The sequence below is a fragment of the Pseudomonas sp. S1_G07 genome (assembly GCF_054668565.1).
Map to the genome: position 1 here is coordinate 4,704,266 of NZ_CP162778.1, position 16,145 is coordinate 4,720,410.

Genomic DNA, 16,145 nt, shown 5'->3' on the forward strand with positions numbered 1-16,145 from the left:
AAGCTGCCCCGTTAATGACTCGCCGGTCCTGCTAGCGCAGCCCTACTCCCAAGAGCTGGCTACCGACCCACTGCTTGTAGGTAGCCTCCCCACCCGTGTTGATGTTTTTCCCCCACCAATAATCGAAGAGAAAGGACTTATGGGACCAGGTACTGGACCAGTACGCGGCGTTGCCCATTGGCCAACGACTCCCATAAGCAGTGCTCAACTCGCGCAGCTCATCCAAAGAAGCCACGCGCAGACCTTGGCTCCTCGCCCGTGCATCAATGTCAGTCTTGGTGCCCGAGCCCAAGCCATAACACAACACCACGCCACTGACAAACACGACGTAACTGCGCGTTTGCGCCGGTGAAGAAGAATCGCGCACCGTAATCGTCGTCGAACCGTTACTGCGCACCGTGACATAACCCGTCGTCGCTTCCACGACGGCTACACCGGGGTTGCTTGACGTGTAGAAATAGTTAGGTGTGCCGCCGGTCGCAGTCCGCCGGACAGAGTTGCCACTGTGAAATGCCGGCAAAACGTTCGGGTTGCCCGGGATCAGATAAGTACGTGATCTCAGGTAAACGGTGCTTCCATCAAAGACCAGCGGCTTGGTCAGTGAAATGGTGTATTCGGTGCTGGGGAACACCGTCGCCTGAGAGCCATCTTCACTGCCGTCGAACGTCACCTTCATATGCACGGTAATACGCGCATTGTTGGGCTGCTCCAGTAACCACGCGCGCCTCACGGGAATATTCGACAAACCGTTGGCTTGCTGTATCGGTGTGATCGGATGACCCGCCAGCAACACCAGAGGCGCAATCCCAGCAGCGGAAGTGGTAACGCTTAACCATACGCGTTGCCCCTTGACACTCAGGCGCCACTTCGGCGATGCCGCCATGGCATCGGTGGACAGCGTTGGCGGATTGAAGCTGCCACCGTGGCCGACATTATTGATCAACACTCTGGGCAAGTTGGCTGGCAGGATGTTTTTAACTTGCACTTCCTGCACATCGGAATCCCCTCGACCACCGCGCCCCAGCACGACCGTGTAACGCAGGCTGATGACTTTGCCAACACTGGTGCCGAGAATATCGTTGCTGATATTAAAGGTGACCGTACCGCCATCCAGACCATCCTGGGTCGACAGATACGGGATGGTTCCGTCCGCGTAGATCCAATGCAAGGTGATCCGGTCTACGCCACCCTGGTTCATGTTCGGATAGCTCACCCGCACCTGGCATTTGTTCTCCGACACAATCGGGTCAATCGAAACGTTGGGGCCTGTTGCAGGCGTGGAATGGCTGATTGAAGGATGCGGAAAGATATTAACTTCTTTCTGGACCATATGGTGCCTGACGTCAAACAGCACAGCGTCGCTGAGGCTGTTGCTCTGGTTGAACGTCACCCAGAAACGGATCGTCAACGCCGACCAGTCCTTGAGGTTGCGCAGGCGCGACACTGGAGAAAAGCTCGCGACACCATTGATCGCCTCTGTCGCACTCACCATACGCGCGCGAAAATCTTCTTCCCCATAGGGGGTGTCGTCGACGAAGGTCCCTTCATAACTCAACCACATGCGTTGCCCCTCGTGCGCATATATCCAGGGCTGCACGCGGGTTCTGTCCAAGTCCTGAAGCAGGGGAATTTCCAACACGGCGCTGTCGCCAATGCTGTCGATCAATGGCCCTGCAAGGTGGTGCAGCGTCAGCAGGCGCAAGGTCAGCACGGGCGAAGCGGTTGGATAACCGTTGCGAAAGACCCGGAAAGACACCTGGATAACGCGCCCGGCGGGGCGAATATTAAAACCAATCACCTGCGCGGGAATCGTGAAGTCGACATAGTCTCCACTCAGGCCTTCCTTGACTTCAAAGTGAGTGCCTTGGCCTGGCAACCCGGCCCAGCACACCGCGACCTGGTCACCCGGTTTTATGTGCTCATACCTGACCCGAACGGTCGCGCCATTTGGCCAGACCAGTGCCGGATCAAGCTCATCAGGTTCGGTGGAGGCTTGTATAACTTGCGGTAGAAACAGCTCACCCAATGCTGCCCCCACGGTCACCAGCAGCTCTTCGGAATATTGAATGACGTTGAAGCGGTCAATCTGGTAACTGACGCGCAGCGTACCGTCCAGATTGTCGGTGAACAGGCTCCTGGGGATGTCCAGGATCAGCAGTTCGGAGCCCAAAAACAAATCGTACCGGATCTCCCAATCGCCGCTGTTCGAACCAGTGTACGTGACGGTGACCCAGTCACCGGCCTTGAACTGCGCACGCAGTTCAAGGGTGCCGACGCTGCCAACAGTCACGGGATCGACGTTGCCATTGACGGCCTCAACGATAATGGGTGCCAGCAGGCTTCTGGGTGGACGCCCGATTTGCACCCAGCGACGTTCAGATTCTCGAATCCCGGTCGCGCCAGTGACGAGGTAGTGAACATTCGTCTCGCGCAGCCCTTCAAAACGCATGTACTCGGCATTCAAAAAATCGCGGGTACGTGGGTGGGTACCCGCGAGCCGTATCGACGACACCTCCTCGGACGAGTTGTCCAAGTGTTTGCCCAGGATAATGACTTCCAACTGGTCGCCTGCGGTGCCGGGCGGCTGGTAATCAGGCATAGCCACCGTGATGCGTGGAAGATCCGGCGGAATAAACGGCCCCTCGGCCTCCAACACTGCCGGACGGGGCAGTTCATAGCGCGTCCCGCCAACCGTGACAATCGTCTTTCTCGAAGGTAAATCCTCCACATTGTCTCTTTGCCGCACATACGAAACCGTCATGGTGCTCTGGATAAGCGACCTGACCGTCTCGTTCCTGATGGGGAATATATTGTAAGAAGGGACGCCCTCTACTTTCATACTCAACGACTCACTGACCACTACTCCATCAACCGTGGTGCCCTGTACCGTCAGAAAAATAGTGTCCCCCTTTTTGAAAGCCCCCCACGCGGTGCTTCCACCTCCGCAACCACAGGGAATGTATTGAGAACGTCAGCGTCCACCACCAGCGTGATGTCATCATATTGAAGCACGAGCGGTTCGCGCAGCAGCTCCAGCTCCAGGTTCACCGTCACGGGCACCGGTTTACACCAGGGCTGCAGTTCTCCGGAACGATTGAGCACCTCGTCATACAGGTAGAACTGCACGACAAAATGACCGCTGCCCACCAGCTCCAGAAATTGCGAGTCAATCAGAATCTGCAGGTCGTGCCCCACCTGATCTTCCATAATGGGTGGCACGTCAAACCGCTCAGCCCCCCAATAAAACATCACCAGGTCATTGACCCGCATATTCTCCCAGGCCTTGATCGTTGCGACGACGCCATTCTCAGCAACCACAGCGTCAATAGTCGTGTCCGACAACGTCAAAATCAGTTTGGAGTGCCAGTTCTGGTCAGGGCGGTCATCGGCACCGCCCGGGCGGGTGTCCTTGATAAACACGACCTGGGGAATGGAAGTACTGGAGGTACCGGAACCAGCCCTTATAACTTCACCGTACACATCCGGTACAAAACCCAAGGTCACATGGGTTCTAGGCACATTCAGAAAAAAGCGCGGGTTTCCCACCTCCTGCGGGCCTACGGTGTCTGAGGCAACGATGACGCCGTTCATCCACATTCGATACTCGTCGCCTGCCGAGAGGTTAAACCAACTCTCGAAAACGAAATCCACACCTTCTTCTAAATGACGGATGCCCAGGCCGTAAGCCGCGCCTTGTACGGGCACGACCTGTAGCGGGGAGGTGTAGGGGGAATCGAGGTCTTCAATAATCATGACGCCCGGACGAGTAGGCGACTCCTTGGGTTGAGGAGGCGGCCTTTTTACAGGGGTTGGTCTGTCTGAAATGGGAGGAGTAGACTTTTCTGCGGCAATTGTTGATTTGATTGGCATGATCGAGCTCCAGATTCAATCGCATGCGGGTAGGCAAGCGCCAAGCCGATCAAACAACTGACGAGCAGCGACGTCTACCTGTCAGAATTGACAGTTCCGACAGGAGGTCTTTCCGAAAATGGATGGGTAAAGTTCGCCTCACACCAAAGTCTGCAAATCAGAGCTCTTTCCTACATTTTTTTCACGCTTTATTCACATCCGCAAACGTAATGTGAAGCCTCATCCGTTACAAACGTTGCATATCAAGCCCGCCGCCCCAGCGGGCTTTTTTTTGGTTCTTCACGGAATCCCGGGAAACACAGAAACAAGAACGCCGATTTGATGGATGATGTTCGTGCGAGCAAACACATCTAAAAAACCGGCGTTCTTATGCGCGATATTAATACTTTCCTTCCCTTTTGGGAGGGCTTTTCTGTCGTCGCGATCAAACCTGACGGCGATGCCCTTCAAATCGACCTGATCCCCCAGGCCACGCGATTTCCCACCTGTGGTGGCTGCCAAAAGCTCTGTCCAACAACTCATGAATACTGCGATCGAGTCGTGCGTGACTTGCCGATTCTCGGTCGCGCAGTCCGCCTCAACGTGCAACTCAGGCGTGTTGGCTGCCGTGATTGTGGCAAGCGCATGGAGGTCGTCAGTTGGCTGGATCGCTATGCCCGCATGACGCGCCGGCTGGCAGAGGCCGTTATTCAAGCCTGCGAACGCCTTCCTACACTGCATGTTGCGCAAATGTTCGGGCTGCACTGGGACACCGTTCGGTTGCTGGAGCGGCGCGCTCTGCAAGCGGCGTTGAGTGCCTTACCCAAGGCCCAGCCACGGCGCTTGATAATGGACGAGTTCGCGTTATTCAAAGGTCATCGCTACGCCAGCGTGGTGTTGGACGCTGATACTCGGCGAGTGCTTTGGATCGGCGAAGGCCGTAGCCGAGCGGCAGTCAGACCGTTTTTCGAAGAGCTGGGGCCAGAAGGGTGCGCCCGAATTGAAGCGGTAGCGATGGACATGAACACGGCTTATGACCTGGAGGTTCGCCAACACTGCCCAAAAGCACGGGTGATTTATGACCTTTTCCATGTGGTCGCCAAATATGGCCGAGAAGTGATTGATCGTGTTCGCGTTGACGAGGCGAACCGACTGCGCCATGACAAGCCCGCTCGAAAGGTCATAAAGCAAGCGCGATGGTTGCTATTGCGTAACCCGGAGAACCTGAAAAAGCCGGAACAGCAGGTTCATTTACAGGATCTGCTGGCCGCTAACCAATCGTTAATGACGGTCTACTTGATGAAGGCCGAGCTCAAAATGCTCTGGGCGCCGAGCGATGCCTGGGACTGGAGATCAGCCTGGAAGCAGTGGCTGCGTCACGCTCAAGAAAGCGAAATACCCGCACTGATCCAGTTCGCAAAGCGACTAAAGGGCTACTGGCGGGGCATCGTGAGCCGGGTACGCTGGCCAATGCACACTGGTCAGTTGGAAGGAATAAACAATCGAATAAAGGTCATCAAACGAATGGCGTACGGTTACCGGGACAGCGAATTCTTTTTCATGAAGATCAAGAGCGTCTTTCCCGGCAATCCGTGAAGAACCTTTTTTTTGCCTTGGATTCGAGCTAGCGGGAGGTCTTGGCGGCGGGGGCAGCGGCGTGTTCGCGGATGGCGCGCTGGGTATCCAGCACCTTGGCCAACGCGGTTTGCGCTTCGGGGCTTTGCTGGGGCACGCGGATCGCCGCCGACACCAGCGTGATCAGCTTGGCCATCACTTCGGCATCCGTCGCGGGCCTGCCCAGGCTCATGGAGTTCATCAGCAGGCGCAGTTCGGTGCCGGCCATCACCCCGGAAATCGCCTTGAGGGCAAATTGCAGACGCACTCCCAGTTCATTGCGCGGCAAATCCGGCAGGGCCAGGGCGAAGGCTTCGAAGAAACGCTGAAACACCGGCTGGTAATGCACCTTGAGGTATTCCTGGATAAACGGCGAGGTGTCGCTGTACACCCGGCCCAGGAAACGGATGAACGAACGCCCTTCCCCGCTTGCCGGGTCGCTGCGCTCCAGGCCCATGGCCGGGGCGAAGAGCACGCCGAGCAGGGTGTCGCAATCGAGCGGACCGTCGGATTCGGCTTCACAGCGCGCCAGCAGTTCCAGGCGCTGCTCGTTGAGCGGCTCCAGGCGCTGCATCAGCAGGGTTTTCATCAGGGAGTCCTTGTCCCCGAAGTGGTAGTTCACGGCGGCCAGGTTGACCTGGGCGCGTTCGGTAATCTGGCGCAGCAACACAGCGTCATAACCGTATTTGATAAAGAGCGCCTCTGTCGCATCCAGCAGTCGAGTCTTGGTAACGTTTGGAGCGCTGAGTTTCTTCGCGGCCATAAGGGTTCCACGGCGGAAATATTGTTTTAAAAAATAATTTGATTTTTTATACCGGGGCGGCCCCGCGAAAGCAAGTAGTGACACTCCGACATACTACTAAAAGCCCATATAGCCGGGCCGCTGGAGGCCGGTCTCGGGTGTTTCCGCCAGCCTTGCAGCCACCATCGAAAACTCGTTTCAAAAGGTAAAACCGCTCTACATCCATGGCTGGCGAAGCGCAGGGAACACGGTTAGTATTCAAACAATATTTTAAAAACAAGAAATAAAAACAGTCCGTGACGCGTCCAGGCAGCTCCCGAACTTGTTACAAGGCTTTACGGGAGCATGACGGCAGCGTCCTGACTGCAGGCGTAGTCATGATGACAGAGACCCCCACGCACCCAGGCTTGATCTCCCTGCAAGACATCGGCAAGCGCTATCAGCTCGCCGGGCAAGAACTCACCATTCTCAATGACGTGTGCCTGTCCATCGCCCGTGGCGACAGCTGCGGCATTCTTGGCGCGTCCGGCTCCGGCAAAAGCACCCTGCTCAATATCCTCGGCCTGCTGGATGTGCCCAACTGCGGCCAGTACCACTTTGCCGGGCACGATATTTTCAGCGCCACCCCGGACGAACTGGCCGCTATCCGCAACCAGCAGATCGGTTTTGTGTTCCAGAGCTTCAACCTGCTGCGGCGCCTCAGCGCCCTGGACAACGTCGCGCTGCCCCTGAGTTATCGCGGTGTGTCGCGCCATGATTCGGTGCAACAGGCGCTGCGCATGCTTGAGCAAGTGGGCCTGGCCGAACGCGCCCACCACCGCCCCGCCGACCTCTCCGGCGGCCAGCGCCAGCGCGTGGCGATTGCGCGGGCCCTGGTGGGCACACCCTCGGTGATCCTCGCCGACGAACCCACCGGCAACCTCGACAGCACCACCGCTCAGGACATCATGGACCTGCTGCTGGCCCTGAACCGCGAGCAGCAGGTCACGCTGATCATCGTCACTCACGACCCGCATATCGCCGAACGCCTGGAGCGCAAGATCCTGGTGCGCAATGGCGTGGTGCACGAGGTCGACGGCCTATGAGCCCGCGGGTCGAACAGAACCTCAGCCAACTGCTGCACGAAGCGTTCGTCAGCCTGCGCACCCTGGGCAAGCGTTCGATCCTGGCGCTGCTGGGCATCGTCATCGGCAGTTCGTCGGTGGTGGCGTTGATCAATATCGGGCATAACGCAGCGGTGGATGCCGCGATGATTTTCAAGGACATGGGCACCGACACCCTGGTGGTGCAGTTCCCGTCCAAGGGCAGCAGCAATGTGCCAATGCGCACCCAACTCGACCTGCAAGCCGTGCGCGAAGCGGTGCCGGGCATCGCGTATATCGGCGCCCTCACGCTGTTCAGCGGGCCCATCGTGTTCCATGGCCGCACCGTCAACGCCAACTTCGTCGGCAGCACGGCGGACATCCCCCCGGCCATGCGCCTGGTACTGCGCCAGGGGCGCTTTCTGTCGAGCTTCGATGCCAACGAAACCTATGGTGTCATCGGTCACCAGTTGGCCCAGGCGCTGGGCGCACCCGGTGAGCCGCTGCAGGTGGGCGACCGCGTGCGTATCAACGACTACCTGTTCCTGGTGGTGGGCATCCTGCAACAACAGAGCCGCGCGATGCTGATGCCCGTGCAGGCCAACGAGTCGTTGTTCGTCCCGGCCGAGGGCATGCGCCGCATCTATGCCACGCCGCAAATCAACAACGTCATCATCCGCGCCGCGCCCGGCCAGGATATGGAACGCATCGCCAAGGACGCAGCCACAGCCTTGCAACGCCAACTTACCGACCACGATGTGGACATCCAGGTGCCCCAGCAAATGATCGACGGCATGACTCGGCAAAGTCGCACGTTCGCCTACCTGCTGCTGGCCCTCGGCGCCATTTCCCTGGTGGGCGGCGGTGTGGGAGTGATGAATGTGATGCTGATGAACGTCTCCGAGCGGCGCCGCGAGATCGGTATTCGCATGGCCCTGGGCGCACGCCAGCGCGACATCCGCAACCTGTTCCTGCTCGAAGCCGTAACCCTCACCGCCGTCGGCGCGCTGTGCGGCGCGGTCCTGGGCATGACCGCCGCCTGGCTCTACGCATGGTTATCAGGCTGGGCGTTTGCCTTGGCCGCCACCGCCCTGCCCCTGGGGGTGGGCAGTACGTTGCTGGTGGGCTTGTTCTTTGGCATTTACCCGGCGGTCTCGGCCTCACGGTTACAGCCGGTGGAGGCCCTGCGCGATGAATAAATGGCTAGGGTTGCTCGTGCTGACCAGCCTGCCCGGCATGGCGGCGGACATCGTCGTCAAACCGTCGGCGCCCAGCACGACCCGCAGCGGCTATGAGCGCAGCGTCTCGCTGAACGCCCAGGTCACCACCCTCACCCTCGGCGACGCGGTATACCTGGGCCTGCGCAACAATCCGGCGATCCGCAGCGCCTACCTGCAGCGCGTAGCGCAGAAGTTCGACCTGCGCGTGGCCGAAGACGTGTTCAACCCCAAGCTCACCCTCAACAGTTACTACCGCAGCACACGTGGCTCACAGGACAGCGCACGCAACGCCAACCTGGCGCCGTCCACCAGCCTGCTCGGCGAGTACGGTACCCGCCTGAGCATGGCCTGGACCCAGCAGTTGAACAATGCCGACCGCGCCGGCCGCTACCGCAGCGACGGCCTCGACCTGGCGATCATCCAGCCGCTGATGCGCGGCGCCGGCTGGGATGCGACCACCGCGCCGTTGCGCCTGTCCCGCCTGGCGGAACAGGCCAACCGCCTGAACCTCAAGGCCACCGTGGCACAGACCATCAGCCAGATCATTGCCACCTACCGCGAGCTGCTGCGCGCCCAGGAACAATTGCTGATCGTGCAGGAAGCCCTCAAGCGCTCGGGCACCTTGCTGGAGGTGAACAAGGCGCTGATCAGTGCCGGGCGCATGGCCGAGTTCGAGATCGTGCAGACCGAAGCCGACATCGCCACCCAGCAACTGGGAGTGGAAGAAGCGCAGAACCAACTGGACACCAACCGCCTGGCCCTGCTGCGCCTGCTGGCCCTGGACCTGTCCACGCCAATTCGCGCCACCGAAGCCCTGGAGGCCAAGCCCATGCAGATCGACAAGCGCCAGGCCTTCAACCTGGCGCAGACCCAGCAACCGGAATACCTCGCCGCCCTGCTCGGCAGCCAACAGGCTGACCTCAACCTGGTGATCGCCAAGGACTCCGGGCGCTGGCAAGTGGACCTGGTGGCCGGCGCGAACCAGATACGCGATGCCTACAATAACGACACCGGCAACAGCAACAACCGCACCTGGGACAGCTATGCCGGCGTACAAGTGCAGATCCCCATCGGCGACATCGGCACGCGCCAGGCCGAAGTGCGCGCGCGGGTCAATGTAGAAGACCAGCAGATCCGCATCACCGATGCACGCCAGGCGTTGGAACGCAGTGTCAACGATGTGGTGCGCGACCTCGGCACGCGCTGGCGCCAGTATGAAATCGCCCAGCGCGCCGTAGAGTTGTCACGGCGAAAAATCGAGATCGAACGGGAAAAACTCAGCGCCGGGCGCTCCACCAACTTCCAGGTGCTGAGTTTCGAGACTGACCTGCGCAACGCCGAAAACGCGCAGCTCAATGCACTGATCGCTTATTTGAACGCCCAGACCCAGCTCGACCTAACCCTGGGCATGACGCTGGAAAGTTGGGAAATCGCCCTCAATGACTACTAATCGAAAACGCCTGCTGGGCGCTGTGTTGATCACTCTGTTGGCCGCTGCGGGGTGGGGCCTGCGCAGCGTCGCAGAAGGCCCGGCCGACATCGCCGAGCAATGGCTGGCGGTGCGACCCGACGCGCTGGTGCACCAGATCGGCCTGGTGGGCAAGATCGAGCCCGACACCACCCTCACCCTCACGGCGCCATTCGACGGCAACGTGCTGGCCAATCTGGTGGAACAAGGCCAGCGGGTCGAAGCCGGCCAAGTGCTGCTGCGCATGGACCCGGCCACCCTCGAAGTGCAACTGCGCGATGCCCTCTCCGCCCAACTCAAGGCCCGGCGCACCGTGCAGGAGATGCAGGACTGGGACAGCAGCCCCGTGGTCAGCCGCGCCCGCCGCAGCCTGCGCACCGCCGAAATGACCGCCGGCAACACCCAGCGCAAACTCACCGAAAGCGAAAACCTGTTCAAGCGCGGCATCATCCCACGCAATGAGCTGGACGACCTCAAGCAACAGGCCCAGCAACAACAACTGGACCTCGCCTCCGCCCGCAGCGAACTGCAACAGGCACTGGAACAGGGCAAGGGCGAATACCGCCAGATCGCCGACATGGAACTGACCAACGCCACAGTCAAGTACGACGCCTTGAACACCCTGCTCGAAGGCCGCGAGGTCAAGGCGCCGTTCTCCGGCATCGTGGTACCCGCGCCCGGTAACAACTCCCCTGCCAATGGCAGCAACACCAACGCACCCATCCAGGCCGGTAGCAAGGTCAGCCAGGGCCAGGTGCTGTTCGGGCTGGCCAATATCGAACGGCTGAAGATCGTCGCCAAGGTCTCGGAACTGGACATCAACCAACTGCATCAGGGCCAGGCGGTGGAGGTGCTGGGCGACGGGTTCGAGGGTGAACGGCTGACAGGTACGGTCAGCGTGGTCAGTGGCCTGGCGGTCGCCAGCGACAGCCAGGGCAGCGCGCAATTTCCAGTGACCTTGTCGATTCCCAAGCTTACGCCGCAGCAGTTGCAGCGGGTGCGGTTGGGCATGAGTGCACGGTTGACCGTCGTCACCTACAACAATGCACAGGCAATCGTAGTGCCGAGCCAGGCGATCCAGGCGGACATGACAGTGGAGTATCGCGAGGCGATGGATAAACCGGTGGAGCGGGTGAAGGTCACCACCGGCCAATCGACGGCTCAAGGGGTGGAGGTGTTCGGTTTAAAGCCGGGCTTCGTGAAGATGGGGCGTTGAAACACTGATCAACATGTGGCAGCTGGCTTACCCACGGTCCCCCGCTCGGCATGGGCCCTGGCCGGTCACTATTTGTAGGCGCGAGCTTGCTCGCGAAAAGCCTGAGAACGCCGCGGGGAATCAGGTTTACCGCGTTATCGTTGACGTTCTTCGCGAGCAAGCTCGCTCCTACAGTGGAGCCTGGGTGCCCCGCTCGGCATGGGCCCTGGCCGGTCACTTTTGTAGGAGCGAGGGGGACGCCTGGTTCTTGCTCGCGAAAAACCTGAGCACGCCGCGGGGGGTCAGGTTTTTCGCGTTATCGTTGACGGTCTTCGCGAGCAAGCTCGCTCCTACAGGGGTACATGGGCGCACAGCCCCACCTTAGATTTCGCTGAGCCTGGCAGCCAGCGCCTTGGCCTGAAGTGCCACATCCGTCACCGCCGTGCTCTCCCACCACATGCCCCGCAACGGCGGGCCCATGGCAAACAGTCGTTGGCTGACGTGCCCCTGGGCATCCAGCACCGCACCGCACACATCCGCCGCGATCCCCAACGCCAGCGGCCCAGGCTGGATCAGACCACGCTTGAGCAATTGCTGGGGCAATGGCCGGGCCACGCGGCGCCAGTCGTATTCGATACCGCTGGAGTTGATCAACGCTGCACCGGAGATTTCGCTGACGGTGGGCTCCCCTCGATAACGCAGGCGAATCCTCACGCCATCATCCGCAGGCAGCAGCCCTTTGAACGACGCCGCGCGAATCCGCAACCGCCCCTGCTCATGCAGGCGCGCCACCAATTGCGCGCTCAACGGCGGCGAACGGTGGTGATGGCTTTCCCACCATGGCCGTACATGCCGCACGAACTGGCGCTTTTCACGCTCGCTGGCCTGGCTCCACAAGCGGCCGATATGCGCGCGTACCGTGTCCAACGGCGCCTGCCAATCAATGCCCTGTTCCAGCGCCATCCGGCATTGGCGACGCACTTCACGCAGCAACTGCCGAGGGCTGCGCAGGCTCGGGTCTTCGCCGAGAAAATCCACCCAGCTCGGCGGTTGGCGGCGCACATGGGGCAGCAGACCATGGCGTGAAAAAACCTCGATGGGCCCACGGTGACCGGCCTGTTCCAGGGACACCACGGCATCGACCATGGTCAGCCCGGAGCCAATGATCAGCACCGTCGAGTGCGGCTCAAGCCGGGTCATGGCCTGCACGTCCCAAGGGTCGAGCGCTGCGGCATTCAAGCCGCTGGATTCGGTCTGCGGCGTGCGCGCCGCCGGAAACATGCCGGTAGCCAACACCGCAAAGGCACCGCGCAATTGCTCGCCGTTATCGAGGGTCAGCAGAGTTGAATCCGCATCCACCTGCAAGTCGACCACTTCGGCCCTTACATGCTCCACCGTGGCCGCCGACAGCGCCCTGGCCTCGGCCAGCCGCTGCTGCGCATACAACCCAAACAGCCCGCGTGGCGGAAACAGCTCGCTGATGGGCACGTGCTGCTGGTCCGACTCCGGCCAACCGCCGGCGCCTATATAGGCGGTGAGCCATTGGGTCAAGTCGTCGGCATTGTCCGGGTCGACGCTCATGCGCGCGGCGTTGCCGTTGAGGGTATGCCCCAGTTCAACCGCGCTGTAGGCCTCACCCCGGCCGAGTTCGGCGCGCGGCTCGATCACCAGGATGCGGCGCCGGACACCCGTTAGACGCAGCAGCTGCACGGCCAGCATCGTGCCGCTCAGGCCGCCGCCGACGATCAGTACATCAGCGTTGCGGATGGATTCACTCATGCACGTTCGCCCTTACTGTTTGCCCAGATAAATATCCTGCAAGTCACCCCGCGCCCGCAGCTCGGCAGCGCTGCCACTCAAGGCCACGCGCCCAGTATCCAGCACGTAGCCCTGGGACGCATAGGTGAGCGCGACGTTGATATTCTGCTCGGCGATCAGGAAACTCACCTGCTGCTCGCGATTGAGCTGCGCGATGATCTCGAAGATCTCCTGCACGATCATAGGCGCCAAACCCATGGACGGCTCGTCGAGCAGTACCAAAGTAGGACGGGTCATCAACGCCCGGCCGATGGCGACCATCTGTTGCTCGCCGCCGGAGGTGAGCCCGGCGCGGGTATGGCGTTTGGTCTTGAGCCTCGGGAACCAGGTGTAGAGACGCTCCAGGTCGTGTGCCATCGCCTTGCGGCTCAAGCGCCGGACAAAGCCGCCGCTGCGCAGGTTGTCTTCCACACTGAGTTGGCCGAACACATGGCGCCCTTCGAGCACGTGCACCATGCCCTCGCGCACACGCTGGTTGGGGTCGATACCGGCCAGGTTGCGGCCGCCGTATGCGATCACGCCACGGCTGACCTCGGCCCGCTCGGCACGCACCAGCCCGGAGATCGCCTTGAGGGTGGTGCTCTTGCCGGCGCCATTGGCCCCGAGCAAGGCGACGATGGCGCCCTTGGGCACGCTCAGCGATACCCCGGCCACCGCCAGGATCGCACCGTCGTAAATCACTTCAATATCGTCGACCGTCAACAGCGCCGAGCGGGTGGACTCGGTGGCAGGCTGGCTCATGGTTTATTCATCCCCGGTGCAGGTGCGTGGCGTCAGGCCTTTTTCCTTGGCGAACGCGGCGGACTTTTCATCGATCAACGGGCGCAACAGCGCACGGTCGGCGGCGATCCAGTCGCTGACCAGCGTCCATTGGGCACCGTCCCACTGCTGCACCCGCACCGAGCCGCCGCCTTCATGATCGCGGCACGACAGTTTGAGGTTCTGCATCAGGCCCAGGTAGCCCATGTCGTTAAGGCGCGCGTCGTCGATATTCAGGTGTTCCAGGCCCCAGCGGCCTTCTTCGCCATTGAGCGGACGCTTGCCGAACCTGGCCTGGGCGGTGCGAATCGCCTCTACGGCCACGGCGGCATTCACCAGGCCAGAGTTGTAGTAGACGCTGCCGAAGTTTTTCAGGTCCTTGAGGTCGCTGTGGCCCTTATCGAGGACGTACTGCTTAAGGCGTCGGTGGATCTCGAAATCGGCCCCGGCCGGGTATGGGGTGAGTGCCAGGTAACCCTTGGCGGCAGCGCCCGCGGGCAACACGTCTTCGCTGGAACTGGCCCAGATATCGCCGATGATGTGGTCCACCGGGAAGCCGAAGCGCGCGGCGGTCTTGACCGCCACCGGCGTGGACACACCCCAGGTGCGCAGGAACACCCAGTCCGGGTTGGCCTGGCGTACCTGGCGCCATTGCGCCGATTGCTCATTGCCCGGATCGGCCACCGGAATCTGGATATTCTCAAAGCCGTACTTGTCGGCGAGCAATTTCAGCGGGCCCAGGGTTTCGCGGCCGTAGGCAGAGTCGTGGTAGACCGTGGCGATCTTCTTACCCTTAAGCTTGTCGAACCCGCCTTCGCGCTGGGCGATGTAGTTCACCAGGCTCGAGGCCTCGCTGTAGAAGGTCAGCATCACCGGGAAGTTGTAGGGGAACACCGTGCCGTCGGTGGCTTCGGTGCGGCCATAACCGAGGGTGATCAGCGGGATCTTGTCCACTTCCGCACGCTCGCTCAGGGCATACGCCGCCGGCGCACCGTTGGGTTGGTACACCGCGACCGGCGCGCCATCCAGGCCATGCTTGAAGCGCTCGTAGCACTCGATGCCCTTCTCGGCCGTCCATTCGGTCTCGCACTCCTGCCACACCAGCTTCACGCCGTTGATGCCGCCTTCGACCTCATTGATATAGCGCAGGTAGTCGATCATCCCGGCCCACACCTGCACGCCGCTGGAGGCGTAGGCGCCCACGCGGTAGGTGGCCAGGGGAAAGAATTGCTGGTCGGGCGACGCCAGGGCCTGGGGCACGGCAGCGGCCGATGCAGCCAAGGCAAAAGCGGCGCCAACCAGGGAACGTTTGAAGGATGCACGCATAGACAGTCTCTTTAGTCAGGTTAGAAACGCAGCGGCCAGTGCCGCAGCCGATCACGCAGGTTGTGCAACAGGCGAATCAAGCCCTCGGGTTCCTTGATCAGGAACACGATGATCAATACGCCAAAGATGATTTTCTGCAGGTTCTGCAACTGCCCCGCATCCACCGAACCGCCAAACAGCGCTTGCCCGGCGTGGCTGAGCAAGATCGGCAGCAAGCTGATGAAGGCCGCGCCGACAAAGTTGCCGGCAATACTGCCCATGCCGCCGATAATGATGATGAACAGGATCTGGAACGAACGATTGATATCGAAACTGCTGGCGCTGGCCGTACCCAGGTAAGCGAAGGCCCACAACGCGCCGGCGATGCCGAGATAGAACGAGCTGACCGCAAACGCCAGGCGCTTGTAGCGCGCCACCGGGATGCCCACCACGGCGGCGGCGGTGTCCATGTCGCGGATCGCCATCCAGTTGCGCCCCACCTGGCTGCGCACCAGGTTCACGGCGGTCCAGGTCAACAGCAGCACCGTGACCAGGGTCAGCCAGTAACGGCCCAACGGCGTATTGAGGTCATGACCGAACAGCGCAAGCCTGGGCGCCGAAATGGTGCCGGACGAACCGTAGTTGTAGAACCAGGGGAATTTGACGAACAGCCACTCCAGGAAGAACTGCGCGGCCAGGGTGGTGACCATCAGGTAGAAGCCCTTGATCCGCGAACTGGGCAGGCCGAACAGCAGCCCCACCAGCGCACTGATCATCCCGCCGCCCAGCAGCGCCACCGGTAAGCCCAACTCGGGCAAGCGCAGCAGGAAACCGTAGGTGGCGAACGCCCCCACCGCCATGAAGCCTGCCGCGCCCACCGAGGTTTGCCCGGTGTAGCCGGTCAGTAAATTCAGGCCCAGCCCGGCCAGGGACAACACCAGGAAAGGAATCAGGATCGCATTGAGCCAATAGTCATTGCCCCACAGCGGCACGACGACAAAAGCCAGTGCCAGCAGGCCGAGCAGGCCCCAGGGAGCGCGCCGCTGAATCAACACGAACGGTGCAGTGTCTTGAGCAACAGGGATCGACATGG

Annotated in this window: 12 protein-coding genes; 5 read left to right on the forward strand and 7 right to left on the reverse strand. The window is 60.9% G+C overall.

Annotated elements, in window-relative coordinates:
* Positions 1-31: 31 nt before the first annotated feature.
* Together AB4O05_RS21350 and AB4O05_RS21355 are read right to left on the reverse strand one after the other, a co-directional pair.
* Positions 32-2,761, reverse strand: coding sequence for a hypothetical protein (locus AB4O05_RS21350; RefSeq protein WP_460135447.1), 2,730 nt, complete (start codon positions 2,759-2,761; stop codon positions 32-34).
* A gap of 128 nt (positions 2,762-2,889) precedes the next feature.
* Positions 2,890-3,870, reverse strand: coding sequence for a hypothetical protein (locus AB4O05_RS21355; protein ID WP_460164796.1), 981 nt, complete (start codon positions 3,868-3,870; stop codon positions 2,890-2,892).
* Between the two features lie 369 nt (positions 3,871-4,239).
* Between AB4O05_RS21355 and AB4O05_RS21360 the strand changes: the two genes are divergently transcribed.
* Positions 4,240-5,445: an ISL3 family transposase gene (locus tag AB4O05_RS21360; RefSeq protein ID WP_460131522.1), complete on the forward strand. Its 1,206-nt coding sequence runs from the start codon at positions 4,240-4,242 to the stop codon at positions 5,443-5,445.
* Positions 5,446-5,473: 28 nt separating this feature from the next.
* On the opposite strand, the gene AB4O05_RS21365 is transcribed toward AB4O05_RS21360, so the two are convergent.
* Positions 5,474-6,226, reverse strand: a complete 753-nt coding sequence (locus AB4O05_RS21365) for a TetR/AcrR family transcriptional regulator (protein WP_460135442.1) — start codon at positions 6,224-6,226, stop codon at positions 5,474-5,476.
* 356 nt (positions 6,227-6,582) lie between these two features.
* Here AB4O05_RS21365 and AB4O05_RS21370 point away from each other — a divergent pair, with 356 nt between their 5' ends.
* From AB4O05_RS21370 to AB4O05_RS21385, 4 genes are read left to right on the forward strand one after another with little or no spacing between them, the layout of a single operon-like run.
* A complete protein-coding gene (locus AB4O05_RS21370; protein ID WP_460135440.1) occupies positions 6,583-7,290 on the forward strand; it encodes an ABC transporter ATP-binding protein in 708 nt (235 codons plus the stop codon).
* Entirely contained in the window at positions 7,287-8,486 is a 1,200-nt protein-coding gene (locus tag AB4O05_RS21375; RefSeq protein WP_460164797.1) for an ABC transporter permease, read from the forward strand. Before AB4O05_RS21370 ends, AB4O05_RS21375 begins: the two co-directional genes overlap by 4 nt.
* A complete protein-coding gene (locus AB4O05_RS21380) occupies positions 8,479-9,957 on the forward strand; it encodes a TolC family protein (RefSeq protein ID WP_460135438.1) in 1,479 nt (492 codons plus the stop codon). Before AB4O05_RS21375 ends, AB4O05_RS21380 begins: the two co-directional genes overlap by 8 nt.
* Entirely contained in the window at positions 9,947-11,191 is a 1,245-nt protein-coding gene (locus tag AB4O05_RS21385) for an efflux RND transporter periplasmic adaptor subunit (protein WP_460135436.1), read from the forward strand. The genes AB4O05_RS21380 and AB4O05_RS21385 overlap by 11 nt, the downstream gene beginning before the upstream one ends.
* A gap of 360 nt (positions 11,192-11,551) precedes the next feature.
* On the opposite strand, the gene AB4O05_RS21390 is transcribed toward AB4O05_RS21385, so the two are convergent.
* The 4 genes from AB4O05_RS21390 to AB4O05_RS21405 are packed head-to-tail and all read right to left on the reverse strand — an operon-like array spanning position 11,552 to position 16,143.
* Complete coding sequence (locus AB4O05_RS21390; RefSeq protein WP_460135434.1) at positions 11,552-12,949, reverse strand: FAD/NAD(P)-binding protein; 1,398 nt, start codon at positions 12,947-12,949, stop codon at positions 11,552-11,554.
* Positions 12,950-12,961: 12 nt separating this feature from the next.
* On the reverse strand, positions 12,962-13,729 hold the full coding sequence (locus AB4O05_RS21395; RefSeq protein WP_460135433.1) for an ABC transporter ATP-binding protein: 768 nt from the start codon (positions 13,727-13,729) through the stop codon (positions 12,962-12,964).
* 3 nt (positions 13,730-13,732) lie between these two features.
* The gene (locus AB4O05_RS21400; protein WP_460135431.1) at positions 13,733-15,073 is read right to left on the reverse strand and encodes an ABC transporter substrate-binding protein; all 1,341 of its coding nucleotides are present in this window, start codon (positions 15,071-15,073) and stop codon (positions 13,733-13,735) included.
* 20 nt (positions 15,074-15,093) lie between these two features.
* Positions 15,094-16,143, reverse strand: a complete 1,050-nt coding sequence (locus AB4O05_RS21405) for a branched-chain amino acid ABC transporter permease (RefSeq protein ID WP_460135429.1) — start codon at positions 16,141-16,143, stop codon at positions 15,094-15,096.
* Positions 16,144-16,145 lie beyond the last annotated feature (2 nt).

Bases quoted from the DNA above. Each gene is read 5' to 3' on its own strand.
- AB4O05_RS21350 (WP_460135447.1), bottom strand. From the start codon at position 2,761: ATGACGGTTTCGTATGTGCGGCAAAGAGACAATGTGGAGGATTTACCT.
- AB4O05_RS21355 (WP_460164796.1), bottom strand. From the start codon at position 3,870: ATGCCAATCAAATCAACAATTGCCGCAGAAAAGTCTACTCCTCCCATT.
- AB4O05_RS21360 (WP_460131522.1), top strand. From the start codon at position 4,240: ATGCGCGATATTAATACTTTCCTTCCCTTTTGGGAGGGCTTTTCTGTC.
- AB4O05_RS21365 (WP_460135442.1), bottom strand. From the start codon at position 6,226: ATGGCCGCGAAGAAACTCAGCGCTCCAAACGTTACCAAGACTCGACTG.
- AB4O05_RS21370 (WP_460135440.1), top strand. From the start codon at position 6,583: ATGATGACAGAGACCCCCACGCACCCAGGCTTGATCTCCCTGCAAGAC.
- AB4O05_RS21375 (WP_460164797.1), top strand. From the start codon at position 7,287: ATGAGCCCGCGGGTCGAACAGAACCTCAGCCAACTGCTGCACGAAGCG.
- AB4O05_RS21380 (WP_460135438.1), top strand. From the start codon at position 8,479: ATGAATAAATGGCTAGGGTTGCTCGTGCTGACCAGCCTGCCCGGCATG.
- AB4O05_RS21385 (WP_460135436.1), top strand. From the start codon at position 9,947: ATGACTACTAATCGAAAACGCCTGCTGGGCGCTGTGTTGATCACTCTG.
- AB4O05_RS21390 (WP_460135434.1), bottom strand. From the start codon at position 12,949: ATGAGTGAATCCATCCGCAACGCTGATGTACTGATCGTCGGCGGCGGC.
- AB4O05_RS21395 (WP_460135433.1), bottom strand. From the start codon at position 13,729: ATGAGCCAGCCTGCCACCGAGTCCACCCGCTCGGCGCTGTTGACGGTC.
- AB4O05_RS21400 (WP_460135431.1), bottom strand. From the start codon at position 15,073: ATGCGTGCATCCTTCAAACGTTCCCTGGTTGGCGCCGCTTTTGCCTTG.
- AB4O05_RS21405 (WP_460135429.1), bottom strand. From the start codon at position 16,143: ATGTCGATCCCTGTTGCTCAAGACACTGCACCGTTCGTGTTGATTCAG.